Source organism: Pseudoalteromonas sp. GB56 (genome assembly GCF_054923835.1).
On record NZ_JBPCHK010000001.1, the window covers coordinates 791789 to 807370 of the forward strand.

Genomic DNA, 15582 nt, shown 5'->3' on the forward strand with positions numbered 1-15582 from the left:
GAGATCCTATGAGCATTGAAATATTGCCAGCGCGATTAGCAAACCAAATCGCCGCGGGTGAAGTGGTTGAACGTCCTGCTTCTGTCGTAAAAGAGTTGGTTGAAAACAGCTTAGACGCTGGAGCAACACGCATTAGGGTCGATATCGAGCGCGGTGGACACAAGCTTATTCGCATTACTGATAACGGCAGTGGGATTGCTAAAGATGAATTAACACTCGCGTTGTCGCGTCATGCGACCAGTAAACTCAAGTCGCTCGATGATCTAGAGAATATCTGTTCACTCGGCTTTCGTGGTGAGGCCCTCGCATCAATTAGTTCAGTTTCTCGTCTCACACTAAAATCAAAACCAGCTGCCCAAACTGAAGCTTGGCAGGCGTTTGCTGAAGGCCGAGATATGGCGGTTCAGGTGCAGCCAACGGCGCACCCTGATGGCACGTCCATAGAAGTTAAAGACTTATTTTTTAACACCCCTGCAAGGCGCAAATTCTTACGCACTGAGAAAACAGAGTTCAGCCACATTGATGAATTACTCAAACGCATCGCACTGAGTCGCTTCGATATCGCCTTGACGTTGACACACAATGGCAAAGTTGTGCGCCAGTATCGTCCGGTGTCGAAAGAGCAAGCTGTGAAGCGAGTTGCACAGGTCGCTGGCAAAGGGTTTGCTGAGCAAGGCATGCATTTACAAAGTGGTGACCATGGTTTGTATTTGCATGGCTGGATCATGCCCCAAGAAACACAAACAGAGCCGCAATACACCTATGTAAATGGGCGTATGATGCGCGATAAGCTCATTTTGCATGCCATTCGTCAAGCTTTTGAAGAGCATGTTGGAGCCAATCATGTGCCTGCCTTTGTGTTGTATGTGGAAATTGACCCGCGGCAAGTAGATGTGAATGTACACCCAGCAAAACATGAAGTGCGCTTTCACCAGGCACGGTTAGTTCATGACTTTATTCTGCAAGCCGTGAAGCAACTGATTGCCACTGAACAAGACTTGTTTGCTCGTCCTGAGGTTCTGCAAAATAATTCTGAAAATCATGTCACAGAGCATGTCAGTGCACACTATCCTAAATCACCTTTGCAGCCACTGGGCTATGATAACTCTCCAGCTCCAAATTCAGCATCAGCGTATTCAGGCAGCGCAGGAGGAGGCGGTGGTAGTCGCAGTTATACACCACCAAGCTTAACGCCGAGTGCCCAGAGCATCGCGCATATCAATCACTTTTATCAAGGTGTCAATGAATCGCAGGCACAGCACTTCGCAGAAGTGGGCACGGAGCAAAGTGAGCACGCGTACATGCATCGTCCAGCGTTAACTGCAAGCAACGAGGCACAGCTGGTTGATTTATTATCGCTAAAGCTCGGGCGTTGCGCTCTGGCCATCAATGGGGATTTGTATCTTAGTCACTGGCGTTATGCACTCATACCAGCCTGGCAGCTTCAATTACAGGACGAAGCTCAGTTGCTCGGCAGAGCGTTGCTGCTGCCAGTGCGTGTCGCTATCAGTAAAGAAGAAAGCATACGATTGGCGCAGTGGTCGTCTTGGTTGTCGGTTGTTGGCTTTGATTTGGAGGTGGCTGCGCAGCACGTTATGGTGAAGCGTTTACCGAGTGCCTTATATTCACTGGACGCGAAACAAGTCATTGAATGTGTACTTGATACTCCTGATACTGAAAATGAAACGGAGGCAATGTGGTTGCAATGGCTCGCACAGCACGTACCAGAGAGTTATTTTGAAAGTAACGACTTCTTAACGTGGCAACAGCAATTACAAAAATCCACAGAGATAGTTCAGCATTTGCAAGAAAAAGCCGTTAAAATAGACGTATCTGACTACCTCAAATAAATAAGCGTTTAAATTCTGTGAGTTCACTGCCAGTTATATTTTTAATGGGGCCCACAGCCTCAGGTAAAACTGATCTTGCCATCGACTTGTGTGGCCATTTTGACACAGAAGTGATCAGTGTTGATTCGGCTCTTGTCTATAAAGACATGGATATTGGCACGGCAAAACCGAATGCTGAAGAACTCGCACGTGCGCCGCATCGTCTGATAGACATTATCGACCCCGCACAAAGCTATTCAATGGCAGACTTTCGTGCTGATGCGCTGCAAAACATCAAAGAGTTGCACCAACAAGGCAAGGTGCCGTTATTGGTTGGTGGCACCATGATGTATTTTAAAGGCTTACTCGAAGGCTTATCTCCACTTCCAGAAGCGGACGAAGCCGTGCGTGCTCAGTTGGAGCAAGAGGCGCAAAAAATGGGGTGGCCTGCGTTGCATGCGCAGTTGGCGAATGTAGACCCCGACGCGGCAGCCAAAATAAATGAAAATGACTCGCAGCGAATTAATCGCGCACTCGAGGTGTATCGTATCTCAGGTAAGACCATGACTGAGCTACAAAGAACTAAAGCGCCGGCGCTTGGTTTTCCAGTACATCAATTTGCTATTGCACCGAGTGATCGCTCAGTGTTGCACGAGCGAATTGAGAAAAGATTTAAAATAATGCTAGATCAAGGGTTTGAAAATGAAGTTTTGGCCCTATATCAAAGAAACGATTTACACCCTGATTTGCCGTCGATACGTTGTGTTGGCTATAGACAAATGTGGGATTACATCGCTGGCGAAATTGGCTATGATGAGATGGTCTTTCGTGGCGTTGCTGCGACCCGTCAGTTGGCAAAAAGACAGCTAACGTGGTTACGCGGGTGGGATAACCTCACGTGGCTTGAAAGTGGGGACGGGCAAAACTTGCAACGTGTTGTAAGTTCGCTAAGCTAATATTATTGGGACGATTTTTCTTTTTAAGTATGTTCCATATATAGTTACATAATAACACCTACAAACTAAGGAAAATAACAATGGCAAAAGGCCAATCGTTACAAGACCCATTTTTGAATGCGTTACGTCGTGAGCGTGTTCCAGTTTCTATCTTTTTAGTAAACGGCATTAAACTACAAGGTAAAATCCAGTCTTTCGACCAATTTGTTATCTTGCTAGAGAACACAGTTAACCAGATGGTGTACAAGCACGCGATTTCAACCGTCGTGCCTGCCCGATCAGTGAATTTCCATGGTGTGCAAGGAACAGACGCACCCGAGTCAGAAGAAGGGAATTTTTAATCAGTAGGAGCGTAATGCTTGTTTGACCGTTATGAAGCCGGCGAACAGGCAGTCTTAGTTCACATCGAATTTCCTCATGAAGGCGATAGAGAAGACCTTCAAGAGTTAGAAATGCTTGTGTCTTCTGCAGGTGTTAGTAGTCTGGCGATTGTGCAAGGCAGTCGTCAGGCACCGCACCCGAAGCTATTCGTCGGCACGGGGAAGGCAGAAGAAATTGCTGAGATTGTCCAATTCCACAATGCAGATGTCATTATATTCAACCACGAATTAAGCCCATCACAAGAGCGCAATTTAGAAAAAGTGTGCAAATGTCGCGTGCTTGATAGAACGGCCCTTATTCTTGATATTTTTGCACAACGTGCGCGAACGCACGAAGGTAAGTTGCAAGTTGAGCTCGCTCAGTTGCGACACATTTCCACACGCCTAATCCGCGGCTGGACCCACTTAGAACGCCAAAAAGGCGGGATCGGTTTGCGTGGTCCGGGTGAAACTCAGTTAGAGACCGACCGTCGGCTACTGCGTGCGCGCATTAAAAACATTCTCAAACGTCTCGATAAGGTTGCCAAACAGCGTGAGCAGGGGCGCCGAGCCCGAAACAGAAATGAGATTCCAGGTGTGTCTTTGGTGGGTTACACCAACGCCGGTAAATCGACGTTATTTAACCGCCTGACTAATTCAGAGGTGTATGCAGCGGACCAGTTATTCGCAACTCTTGACCCCACTTTGCGTAAGCTTGAAGTGCCAGATATTGGTAGTGTCATCCTTGCCGATACCGTGGGCTTTATTCGTCACTTGCCGCATGATTTAGTTGCTGCATTTAAAGCTACACTAACGGAAACCCGTGAAGCAGACCTTCAACTGCATGTGATCGATGCGGCTGATCCACGCCGTAAAGAAAACATCGAGCAAGTGCAAGAAGTGCTTGAAGAAATCGACGCGAATGAAATTCCACAATTGTTGGTGTACAACAAAATTGATCAGCTTGAAGACGTGGAGCCGCGCATTGATAGAGACGATGAAGGTCGTCCGCGTCGGGTCTGGTTATCAGCGCAGCAAGGGCTAGGCATTGAGTTGTTGTCACACGCAATTAGCGAATTGCTTGCTAAGCAGATGCTCAACTCACAGCTGTGTGTACCGCCTAGTCAAGGTCGACTGCGTGCGGCTCTGTATAACCTTAACAGCATTAACAGCGAAGGCTATGACGAACAAGGAAACTGGTTGCTAAACGTTAACGTGCCTATGAGTGAGTGGAATAAGTTAAGAAAAGAAATCGGTGAACAAATCGATGCTTACCTTACTTAGCCATTGAAAATAGGCTAAAGTAGCCCCAGCAAAGAGATTTATTTAGTCCGTTAGTTTGACCATTTCGGCGACTAACTATGACAAACAGGGCAATGCTAAGTTACCATTGTCCTGAGTATCGAATTTAGACAACTATGGAGTAGAGCTATGGCCTGGAACGAGCCGGGTAACAATGGCAATGATAAAGACCCTTGGGATAATAAAGGTGGTCGCGATCAAGGCCCACCCGATTTAGACGAGGTACTGAAAAAGTACAGCGAAAAATTCGGTGGACTGTTCGGTGGCAACAAGGGCGGTAATCGAAATAGTGGTGGCCTAGGTGGCCCGGGATTATTTTTCGTCGTTATTATCGCACTGGTTATTTGGGCGCTAAGTGGTTTCTATACAGTAAAAGAAGCGGAGCGTGGCGTGGTGCTACAATTCGGCAAATTTGCTCGTATTGCTGAGCCAGGTCTACGCTGGAAGGCCACGTTTATTGAAAACGTGATCCCAGTTGATATTGAAGCAGTGCGCTCATTATCAGCGTCTGGTTTCATGCTGACTGAAGACGAGAACGTAGTAAGCGTTGAGTTTGAAGTACAGTACCGAGTGGTTGACCCATACCTATATAAGTACAGTGTGACTGATGCTGATCACAGCTTACAACAAGCACTCGACAGTGCGCTTCGTTATGTTGTTGGTCATGCAAAAATGGACCAAGTACTGACAACGGGTCGTGAAGATGTTCGTCAACGTACGCGTGAAGAACTCAACCAGATTATCGAACCATACAAGCTAGGTTTGATTGTAACCGACGTGAACTTCAAAGACTCGCGCCCACCGGCGCAGGTAAAAGACGCATTTGATGACGCGATTGCAGCACAAGAAGATGAAGAGCGTTTCATTCGTGAAGCAGAAGCCTATGCGCGTGAAATCGAACCGCGTGCACGTGGTCAAGTAACGCGTATGACTCAAGAAGCTGAAGCGTACCGCGAGCGCGTAACATTAGAAGCACAAGGTGAGGTGGCACGTTTCGAAAAGCTATTACCTGAGTACGAAAGTGCGAAGCAAGTTACGCGTCAACGTTTATACATTGAGGCGATGGAGCAAGTGCTCGGTAGCAGTTCTAAAGTGCTTGTTGATGTCGAAGGTGGTAACAACATGATGTATCTACCTCTGGACAAAATCATGGAGCACAGCAACAAAGGCAAACAAGTGACTATTCCAAGCGCGAACAGCATTGGTGAGTTACGTAACAAGCTAGGCACCAGTGCAGCAGATAACAGCCAAGTAAACTCAGGCAATGATCGTTTTGCTAAAGACCGTTTTAATGGAGGACGATAACCATGAGAGCATTTAGTTTAATCCTCATTTTAGCGGCTGCAGTACTTTCATTTTCGTCAGTGTTTGTGGTTCCAGAAGGTCAGCGTGCTATTGTCTTGTTGTTCTCTAAAGTACAAAAAGACGATACAGATAATGCTGTGGTATACGAGCCAGGTTTACATTTCAAAGTGCCGTTTGTTTCACAAGTTCGTAAACTCGACGCACGTATTCAAACGCTTGACGGTGTGCCAGATCGTTTCGTAACGAGCGAGAAGAAAGACTTGATCGTTGATTCATATGTGAAATGGCGCGTACAAGATTTCAGTGACTTTTACCTACGTACTCGTGGTGATAAAAACTATGCTGAAACGCTACTAAGCCAGAAAGTGAATAATGGTCTTCGTACAAACTTCGGTGCGCGTACAATCCGTGAGATTGTGTCGGGTGAGCGTAGTGAGCTGATGGCTGATGCTTTGGTTCAAGCCTCAGAAAGCGCACGTGAGCTGGGTATTGAAGTGCTGGATGTACGTGTGAAGCAAATCAACTTACCTGATGAAGTCAGTACGTCAATCTATCGTCGTATGCGCGCAGAGCGTACTGCGGTTGCAAAGGAACACCGCTCAGAAGGTCAGGAAAAAGCAGAAGAAATTCGTGCTGAAGTAGACCGTCGTGTAACGGTTATGCTGGCAGATGCAGAGCGTAATGCGCGCTCAGTCCGCGGTGAAGGTGATGCGCAGTCTGCAAACATTTACGCGAATGCATACAATAAAGATCCAGAGTTCTTTAGCTTCTTACGTAGTCTTGATGCGTATAAAAATACCTTCAAAGACAAACAAGACGTGATGGTTATTGAGCCGGATAGCGAATTCTTCAAATACATGAAGAGCGCAACAGCGCAATAATTGATTCGTATAGTAAGGCCCTGAGCGTAGAACCTCAGGGCTTTTTTTTGCCTATAGGATGCAAATACATATGACATGGCAGATTGTTCTCAGCGCCTTTGCACTGATGCTGATTTTTGAAGGGCTCGGCCCTGCTTTGTTCCCAAGAAAGTGGCGGGCTTACATGGTTCAGCTAGGGGCAACAGACGAAAAAGCACTAAAAATTATTGGCATCATTTTAATCGTGGTTGGTGGGCTACTATTCCACCTAATACAGTCGCTGTAACACACCGAGCTTAAATTAATATCAACTCGCCGAAATAACAAATCTCGATAGCTAGCTAAACATTATGTTCGCGGTGATAAAGTTTTTCTTTTGTAGAATAACTACATAAGAAATATCCCGTGTTGTAATTGCATCATTTATCCAGCACTTAATCTGGTTACATTCTTCACAGATTTGGTAAAAAAAAATCATTAGCAGAAAAAATAGCCAAAACGGGGTGATCTGTGGTGTGCTTTTCTGCTAAAATCTGCGCCTAATTTTTTCTAAGTGAATTTGCAATGGGTAAAAACGTCGTTGTATTAGGCACCCAATGGGGTGACGAAGGGAAAGGGAAGGTTGTTGACCTTCTTACAGATAAAGCATCTTTAGTAGTACGCTACCAAGGTGGCCACAACGCTGGTCACACGCTAGTGATCAATGGTGAGAAAACCGTACTGCACTTGATCCCATCGGGTGTACTGCGTGACAACGTTAAATGTATCATCGGTAACGGTGTAGTACTTGCTCCTGACGCATTAATGAAAGAAATCGGCATGCTTGAAGAGCGTGGCGTACCAGTGCGTGAGCGTCTTCTTATTTCTGAAGCATGTCCGCTAATCTTGCCTTATCACGTAGCGCTTGATGTTGCGCGTGAAAAAGCACGTGGCGCGAAAGCAATCGGTACAACAGGTCGTGGTATCGGTCCTGCGTACGAGGACAAAGTGGCTCGTCGCGGTCTACGTGTAGGTGATTTGTTCAACCCAGAGCAATTTGCAAACAAGCTTCGTGAGATCCTTGAGTACCACAACTTCACTTTAGAAAATTATTACAAAGTTGAGCCTGTAGACTTCCAGAAGACATTTGACGATGCAATGGCAGTGGCAGAGATCCTTAAAGCAATGGTTGTTGACGTGACTGAGATGCTTGACCAAGCTCGAGTAAACGGCGAAAACATCCTATTCGAAGGTGCACAAGGTACACTTCTTGACATCGACCACGGCACATACCCGTATGTAACGTCTTCAAACACGACCGCAGGTGGTGTTGCGACGGGTGCTGGTTTTGGTCCGCTTAACCTAGACTACGTATTGGGTATCGTTAAAGCATATACAACACGTGTAGGTTCAGGTCCTTTCCCTACAGAGCTTTACGACGGCCTTGATAAGCAAGACCCAGTTGGTAAGCACTTAGGCGAAAAAGGTCACGAGTTCGGTGCGACAACAGGTCGTCTACGCCGTACTGGTTGGTTTGATGCAGTGGCAATGCGCCGTGCGGTACAAATCAACAGCATCTCTGGCTTCTGTATGACTAAGCTAGACGTACTTGATGGCATTGAAACTATCAAAATCTGTACTGGTTACCAGCTTGAAGATGGCACAGTGACTAACGTGACTCCACTTGCCGCTGAAGGTTATGAGAAAGTAACGCCAGTGTACGAAGAAATGCCAGGTTGGAGCGAAAACACATTCGGTGTAACTCGCGTTGAAGACCTACCAAAAGCAGCAATTGATTACATCAAACGTGTTGAAGAAATCACAGGTGTGCCTGTTGATATCATCTCTACCGGTCCAGACCGTGTTGAGACCATGATTGTACGTAACCCATTCGGTGAGTAATCACAGATTGTGTTAAAAAAAGCTGCTACGGCAGCTTTTTTTGTGCCTAAAGATTCTAACTTTGGCACTGCATTTGCTAGATAAACAGTAATAAACCTGAGAGTGTCAAAGGAGCGTTATGCGTTTTTTACTTACCAGTTGTGTACTGCTTGCCTCTGTAATGGGCGCAGCTAAAGCCGCCGAGCCTATCGAAGCGGTGCAGTTGTACACGCAAGATGAACTGGTGAAGCTTATTCGCAAAAATGCGCACTTGAAACGCGTGAAAGACGACGATTGCCAGTTGGTGCAAGATATTGCCGCTCGCGCCAGTAAAATGGAATTACCTGCCTATCAGTTTTTATATGGTGACATGCTTGCTTACAATGTGTGTGTTGAGCGCGACGTAGAGTTAGGTGTGTATTACATGCGCCAAGCCGCAGAGCAAGGCTTAGCTGAAGCACTGGAGCAACTTGGACGTTATTATGACACTGGAAAATTGGTTCAGGCTGACAAAGCGATAGCAATTGTTTATTTGCGAGAAGCTGCAGCACAAGGGAGTTTGCCTGCGCAGATGCGCTTGGTAAAACTCTACAATAGTGGCTATGGCAGTCCGCAAGACTACGAAGATGCCTATCGTTGGCTATTCCACTCAACGGTAGTTGATACAGCAATGCACAAGCAGATAAGCACTCAATTGGCCACACTTGCGAAGAAAATGCCTGACTCTGTTGTTGCCCGCGCACGATTGCCTATGGATAACTAAGCAGCAATTCGCACCAACTTAGCCCCTTTACGGCAAAAAATCATAACCGACCCAAAACTTTAACAGTAATTCCCTGTTGCCTTTTTCGTATATGGGTTAAAATAACAGCATAAATCATAGTTTAAGATAGTGAATGACCAAACAGGATCCACACCTCGATAGAGAACAGCAAAAATACGACAATCCCGTCCCCAGCCGAGAGTTTATTCTCGACCACATAAAGAAACGCGCTAAACCTGCCACCTTCAGCCAATTGTGTAGCGAACTCGACGTATTTGAAAGTGACCGTCAAATTGCTTTTAAACGCCGTTTGCGTGCAATGGAACGTGAAGGCCAACTGCACTTCAATAAGCAGAAATGTTACGTCATTCCAGATGACAGCGGTTTGGTAAAAGGCAAGGTTATTGGCCACCGTGATGGCTTTGGTTTCTTGCAAGTGGAAGGTGAACCAAAAGATTGGTTTATTGCGCGCCACCAAATGAATATGGTGTTGCACGGCGACGTGGTGCTTGCGAAGGCTGCTTCACGAGGACAGGGCGGCAAAGTCGAAGCGCGTATTGTTAAAGTGCTTGAGAACGAGCGTGCGCCTATTATTGGTCGTTACTTTGTTGAACACGGCATGGCTGTTGTTGTGCCGGAAGACCCACGTATTACCCAAGATATCATCGTGTTGCCAGGCGCTGAAAAAGGTGCACGCCATAATCAAATGGTGCAAATCGAGATCACCCAAAGCCCAACGCGTCATATGAATGCGGTTGGCAAAGTGACCGAAGTATTGGGTGAGCACTTGGCGCCAGGTATGGAAATTGAAGTTGCACTGCGCAACCACGAGATCCCACACCAATGGCCTGAAGAGGTAGAGCAACAAGTTGCGCCGCTGGGTGAATTTGTTGAAGACAAAGACAAGCAAGGGCGTGTTGATTTGCGCCATTTACCTTTGGTGACCATCGATGGTGAAGATGCTCGTGACTTTGACGATGCCGTATTTTGTGAGCGTAAGAAATCCGGCGGCTGGCGTTTATGGGTAGCCATCGCCGATGTCTCACATTACGTGCAAAAGAGCTCACCACTGGATAAAGAAGCCATCAACCGCGGTAACTCAGTGTACTTTCCTGAGCAAGTTATTCCGATGTTACCTAAGGTGCTGTCTAACGGCTTGTGTTCGCTAAATCCTAAAGTTGACCGCTTATGTATGGTCGCCGAAATGACAGTGTCAGATGCCGGTAAGCTTTCGGGGTATCGTTTTTACGAAGCACTGATGAACTCGCATGCGCGCCTTACTTATACCAAGGTGCACGCCATCTTAGAGGGCGATGAGCGCTTGCGCGAAGAATATGCGCCGCTAGTGGGTCATCTGCAAGACCTGCAACAGATGTACATGGCGCTTAAGTCGGCACGTCAGCAACGTGGCGCTATTGAGTTCGAAACCTTGGAAACGCGCTTTGTATTCAATGCTCACCGCAAGATTGAGTCAATTGTGCCTGTGGTGCGCAATGATGCGCATAAGCTCATCGAAGAGTGCATGATTTTAGCCAACGTCGCAGCAGCACGTTTGTTGGAAAAACACGAAGCTAGCGCGCTTTATCGTGTACACGATGAGCCAGATGCGGAAAAAATGTCGCACTTTAGGCAGTTCTTAGCGGAACTCGGTGTAGAAAATCCTTTTGGTGAATCACCTGAGCCAGGTGAGCTGACGTCAGCTTTGGATAAGTTGGCCGAGCGCCCAGAGATTGAACTAATCCAAACCATGTTGCTGCGCGCGATGAAGCAAGCGGTTTATCAAGCGGATAACATTGGTCACTTTGGGTTGGCATTGCCAGCGTATGCGCACTTTACGTCGCCAATTCGTCGTTACCCTGACTTGGTAGTGCATCGTGCGATTAAGGCTATTTTGAAGTCCCAAGGCCAGCAAACCAGTGGTGCGTATGAATATACCCCTGATGAAGCCGACCAACTTGGTGAACAGTGCTCGATGACCGAGCGCCGTGCTGATGATGCAACGCGCGAAGTGGCTGATTGGCTCAAGTGTGAATATATGCAAGACCATGTGGGCATGCAATTTGGTGGGGTGATCTCATCCGTCACTAACTTCGGCGTATTTGTGCGTTTAGACGATTTGCAAATTGACGGCCTCGTACACATTGCCAGTTTGGGTGATGAGTACTATCACTATGATGGTGCCAAACATTGCTTGGTAGGCGAACGCACCAACAAGGTGTATCGCATGGGCGATAAAATCCGCGTTCAGGTTGCATCTGTATCATTAGAAGACCGCCGTATTAACTTGGTGCTTGCGAGCGACAGCGAAGACAGATACAGTCGCCGCCGCGCGAAGCCATCAGTGCGCGATCAGTTAAAGTCGGGTGATATTCCTGGTAAGGCCAAAAAACCTAAATCAGGCTCAAGAGGTCCAGCTAAATCCGGCGATAAGCCGCACGGTAAGTCAGGTAAAGGCAAGTTCAAAAAGAGCGCAGACAAAGACAAAAAGGGGGCCGTGGCGAAGAAAGCCAAGGCCAAGAAGGCAAAGAAAAAGTCTCGTGCAGGTAAAAATGCGCGCAACAAAGCAAAATAGTAGAGAGTGTTTGTGAGTAACGAACTAATTTTTGGCTTTCACAGTGTTGAAGCCATTTTGAGTAAAGAGCCAGAGCGCTTTTTAGAGATCTACGCACTAAAAGGACGCGAAGATAAGCGTCTCAATGAGGTGATTAATCAAGCGCGCAAGTTTGGTATTTCCATCCAGTTTATGCAGCGTAAAGCCCTCGATGACAAAGCCAAAGGTGAACAACACCAAGGTATCATCGCCAATGTGCGAGCGGGTAAGCAATACAGCGAAAAAGATTTAGATGACATCATCAAGCGTGAAGAAACGCCATTTTTACTGGTTCTTGATGGTATCACTGACCCGCACAATCTCGGCGCATGTTTACGTAGCGCTGACGCGGCGGGTGTACACGCCGTGGTTGTTCCCAAAGATAAGTCGGCAAAGCTCACTGCAACAGCGCGTAAAGTGGCCTGTGGTGCAGCTGAAACTGTGCCTTTAGTGCAGGTCACTAACCTTGCACGTACGTTGCGTGAGATTAAAGACGCAGGCGTGTGGGTAGTGGGCACCGCAGGTGAAACTGACACCACCTTGTTTGAAGCAAACCTTACAGGTCCGATTGCCGTGGTGATGGGGGCTGAAGGTGACGGCATGCGCCGATTAACCCGCGAACATTGCGATGTGCTGGTAAAAATACCGATGGTTGGCACCGTTTCGAGCCTGAATGTGTCGGTGGCAACGGGTATCAGTTTGTTTGAAGTGCTTAGACAACGCGCATAATAATCTGTATTCGCATGAAGCCCGCATTATCGCGGGCTTTTTTATGCTTGTAACATACGAATTAAGTTGATTAATTCACCAGCAATACGTAGAATACGCGCTCATTTCGACCTTTTAACTTTAATTCCTTGCCTTAAACCGAGTGGTCGAAACGGTGGAAGGCTATATTAACCGTAAGGAATACCCATGCGTCATTACGAAATCGTATTCATGGTTCATCCAGATCAAAGTGAACAAGTAGCTGGTATGATCGAGCGTTATACTGGTTCAATCACTGAAGCTGGCGGTAAGATTCACCGTCTAGAAGACTGGGGCCGTCGTCAATTGGCTTACCCAATCGAAAAGCTTCACAAAGCACACTATGTTCTAATGAACGTTGAAGCACCAACTGAAGTAATCAACGAGCTTGAAACTTCTTTCCGCTACAACGATGCAGTGCTACGTAACCTAGTTATGCGCACTAAAGATGCAGTAACTGAAGCTTCTCCTCTTGCTAAAGAAGAGAAAAAAGAAGCTGCTGAAGCTTAATCGTTCTGCGTGGTTGTAATGGCTGATAGGCCTAGTGAGCTTGCGCTCAACTTAGTCGAACTGGGTGGCATTATTTGTAAGGCCCCTAAATTCAGTCAAAGCCCAGCCGGTGTGCCACACTGTATCTTTGTGCTAGAGCACAGATCAATACAGTTAGAAGCCGAGCTTAACCGACAAAGTTATGTTCGTATTCAAGTGGTCGCAAGCGGCAAAGAGCATCAACCTGCAACACAATATTTGCAAGTTGAGCAACAAGTACGAGTTAGGGGATTTTTAAATCGCCACCAAGGCCGAAACGGTCTGAGTCAACTGGTATTACACGCTCAGCAAATTGAAAGAATTAATTGAGGAAAATACTCATGGCACGTTACTTCAGACGTCGTAAGTTCTGCCGCTTCAAAGCGGAAGGCGTACAACAAATTGATTATAAAGATCTAGCTACTCTTAAAAACTACGTTACAGAAAGTGGCAAAATCGTACCTAGCCGTATCACAGGTACTAGCGCTAAGTATCAGCGCCAGCTAGCAACCGCTATCAAGCGTGCTCGCTACCTAGCCCTTCTTCCATACACTGACTTACATAAGTAAGCAGCGGATTAACTGTTTTTAAAAGGTGTAGAGACATGCAAGTTATTCTACTAGACAAGATCGCAAACCTAGGTGGCCTAGGTGACCAGGTTTCAGTTAAATCTGGCTTCGCACGTAACTTCCTTTTCCCAAAAGGTAAGGCAGTTCCTGCAACTAAAGCTAACATCGAAACTTTCGAAGCACGTCGTGCTGACCTTGAAGCTAAAATCGCTGAAGAGCTAGCAGCTTCACAAGCACGCGCTGAAAAACTTGAAGCACTTGCAGAAGTGACTCTAGTTTCTAAAGCAGGTGACGAAGGTAAACTATTTGGTTCAATCGGTACTCGTGACATCGCTGACGCGATCTCTGCAACTGGTATCGCTGTAGCTAAATCAGAAGTTCGCCTACCTACCGGTACTATCCGTGAAACAGGTGAATTCGACGTAGCAATCCAGGTTCACTCAGAAGTTACTGCAACTATCAAAGTGATCGTTATTGCTGAAGCTTAATCGCTGATTAGCTTTATGTGAAAAACCGCGCCAAGGCGCGGTTTTTTTATGCCTACTTTTAGGTCGCTGATAATCATACTCATGTAGGTCGGTGCTATGCGCCGACAAAGATGTTTGTGGGTAAATCTTGTCGGGCCGCCGACGCCGGTGGTTACTGATAGGTTTTGTCGCGGTGGCGACGACACCCAAAGGGGGAGTAATTCGACTCCCCCTTTGGAAACCCCGCGAACCCGTGATTCGCAAATGCTTACGAACTCAGCGTTTTTGTTAAACGTTCCGCTTAGCTTTCAACACGGTTTAACTCGTCGTCCTGACTCGGTAAACCTAGCTCGATATCCCTATCTCGCTGTCTCAAGCACACTGCACAACAAAAGCTGATTTCTACAGCGCGAATCAAAACGGGAGACGGTAATACCTGTGGCTTATGATTGACTCATTTGCGAGCTCTTTGCGTTTGATAATAATGCATTTCTCGCTATGGTAGCTTTTTCTTTTTATTTGGGAAGTTATCATTATTATGCTTAGGTAGCAGAATATCTGATGGGTATGGATCTGAGACCGATATGCAAGAAATCACTGCATTATTCGCTTTAGTCCCTTTCTCGGTCTCAAATGATACACCTGGATACTGAATCGGTTCATGAACTTTATGATTTATAATGCATTTGCCAAAGGCGTCATGAACTTTTGATATAAAGTCACCAAGACCAACTATATCTAAAACCTTTTCTTCAAAAGGCTTAAACACGGAAACCTGTGTAATTATTTGTGTATTAGAATCAACAAAGAGCCATATCGATTTAGTTTTAATGACTTCCAAATTTCCACGCTTCTCAATTGACTGTATTTCGAGAGTAGAAAAGTCGATTGAGTTTTTATGAACTCCAATCTTATAAAGACTCGTTCCTTTCCCTGGAATAATCACAATCCTCTCCTTTGGTCTTGAGCTAAAATATCAGATGGTTAGATTACCTTCGATAGAAACAAATTCCAATTGGCGTATTTTTTTAAACTCGAATCCATATTTTAACTCGGTGTGTCAGTGATTGCCCCTTGCGTTTGCGTTGAGCCGGATGGTGTTGGTAGCACAACGAGGCAGGGATAGCCGAGTTAAGCGAATCGAGGCGGGAGGCCGAGTTTCGCTGGGTGCGTAAGCCACGCCAGTAGGCGAGACAATTAGCAAACGCTGGGGTACGGGGGGATTTCAAAGGGGGAATCGTATTATTCCCCTTTTGGGTGCCGTCGCCACCGCGACAATAACTCACTTCAAAGTGCCGTCGCCACCGCGACAAGAACTCAATTCAAAGTGCCATCGTCACCACGATCACCCAACTTTCAAACCCATCCCAAACCCCAACTATTTCCCTTTGAAAAATAAATTAAAAAATTTTTTAAAACCATTTAAACCCTTTGTACTTTTGTGCGC

General features: G+C 46.4%; 16 protein-coding genes. 15 read left to right on the forward strand and 1 reads right to left on the reverse strand.

Annotation, left to right across the window (positions count from 1 at the left end):
• Positions 1–8 precede the first annotated feature (8 nt).
• The 15 genes from mutL to rplI all read left to right on the forward strand — a co-directional run bounded on the left by mutL (position 9) and on the right by rplI (position 14156).
• Entirely contained in the window at positions 9–1850 is a 1842-nt protein-coding gene (gene mutL, locus ACH19P_RS03790; RefSeq protein ID WP_462157167.1) for a DNA mismatch repair endonuclease MutL, read from the forward strand.
• A gap of 17 nt (positions 1851–1867) precedes the next feature.
• Positions 1868–2785 (forward strand): tRNA (adenosine(37)-N6)-dimethylallyltransferase MiaA, encoded by a 918-nt coding sequence (gene miaA, locus ACH19P_RS03795; RefSeq protein WP_462157168.1) that lies wholly within the window; start codon positions 1868–1870, stop codon positions 2783–2785.
• 80 nt (positions 2786–2865) lie between these two features.
• A complete protein-coding gene (gene hfq / locus ACH19P_RS03800; protein ID WP_462157169.1) occupies positions 2866–3126 on the forward strand; it encodes an RNA chaperone Hfq in 261 nt (86 codons plus the stop codon).
• 18 nt (positions 3127–3144) lie between these two features.
• Positions 3145–4428: a ribosome rescue GTPase HflX gene (gene hflX, locus ACH19P_RS03805; RefSeq protein WP_462157170.1), complete on the forward strand. Its 1284-nt coding sequence runs from the start codon at positions 3145–3147 to the stop codon at positions 4426–4428.
• A gap of 147 nt (positions 4429–4575) precedes the next feature.
• On the forward strand, positions 4576–5751 hold the full coding sequence (gene hflK / locus ACH19P_RS03810; protein ID WP_462157171.1) for an FtsH protease activity modulator HflK: 1176 nt from the start codon (positions 4576–4578) through the stop codon (positions 5749–5751).
• Positions 5752–5753: 2 nt separating this feature from the next.
• Entirely contained in the window at positions 5754–6632 is an 879-nt protein-coding gene (gene hflC, locus ACH19P_RS03815) for a protease modulator HflC (protein WP_462157172.1), read from the forward strand.
• A gap of 70 nt (positions 6633–6702) precedes the next feature.
• The gene (locus ACH19P_RS03820; protein ID WP_462157173.1) at positions 6703–6897 is read left to right on the forward strand and encodes a DUF2065 domain-containing protein; all 195 of its coding nucleotides are present in this window, start codon (positions 6703–6705) and stop codon (positions 6895–6897) included.
• 278 nt (positions 6898–7175) lie between these two features.
• Positions 7176–8492, forward strand: a complete 1317-nt coding sequence (locus tag ACH19P_RS03825; RefSeq protein WP_462157174.1) for an adenylosuccinate synthase — start codon at positions 7176–7178, stop codon at positions 8490–8492.
• A 118-nt stretch (positions 8493–8610) separates the two neighbouring features.
• Positions 8611–9234, forward strand: a complete 624-nt coding sequence (locus tag ACH19P_RS03830) for a tetratricopeptide repeat protein (protein ID WP_462157175.1) — start codon at positions 8611–8613, stop codon at positions 9232–9234.
• 133 nt (positions 9235–9367) lie between these two features.
• Positions 9368–11806 (forward strand): ribonuclease R, encoded by a 2439-nt coding sequence (rnr, locus tag ACH19P_RS03835; RefSeq protein WP_462157176.1) that lies wholly within the window; start codon positions 9368–9370, stop codon positions 11804–11806.
• Positions 11807–11818: 12 nt separating this feature from the next.
• Positions 11819–12553, forward strand: a complete 735-nt coding sequence (rlmB, locus tag ACH19P_RS03840; RefSeq protein WP_347391162.1) for a 23S rRNA (guanosine(2251)-2'-O)-methyltransferase RlmB — start codon at positions 11819–11821, stop codon at positions 12551–12553.
• Between the two features lie 186 nt (positions 12554–12739).
• On the forward strand, positions 12740–13081 hold the full coding sequence (rpsF, locus tag ACH19P_RS03845; protein WP_105187948.1) for a 30S ribosomal protein S6: 342 nt from the start codon (positions 12740–12742) through the stop codon (positions 13079–13081).
• A gap of 18 nt (positions 13082–13099) precedes the next feature.
• Entirely contained in the window at positions 13100–13429 is a 330-nt protein-coding gene (gene priB, locus ACH19P_RS03850; RefSeq protein WP_462157177.1) for a primosomal replication protein N, read from the forward strand.
• A gap of 11 nt (positions 13430–13440) precedes the next feature.
• Positions 13441–13668 (forward strand): 30S ribosomal protein S18, encoded by a 228-nt coding sequence (gene rpsR / locus ACH19P_RS03855; protein WP_010386263.1) that lies wholly within the window; start codon positions 13441–13443, stop codon positions 13666–13668.
• Positions 13669–13703: 35 nt separating this feature from the next.
• Entirely contained in the window at positions 13704–14156 is a 453-nt protein-coding gene (gene rplI, locus ACH19P_RS03860; RefSeq protein WP_347391160.1) for a 50S ribosomal protein L9, read from the forward strand.
• Between the two features lie 475 nt (positions 14157–14631).
• On the opposite strand, the gene ACH19P_RS03865 is transcribed toward rplI, so the two are convergent.
• Positions 14632–15081, reverse strand: coding sequence for a hypothetical protein (locus ACH19P_RS03865; RefSeq protein WP_462157178.1), 450 nt, complete (start codon positions 15079–15081; stop codon positions 14632–14634).
• Between the last annotated feature and the right edge of the window lie 501 nt (positions 15082–15582).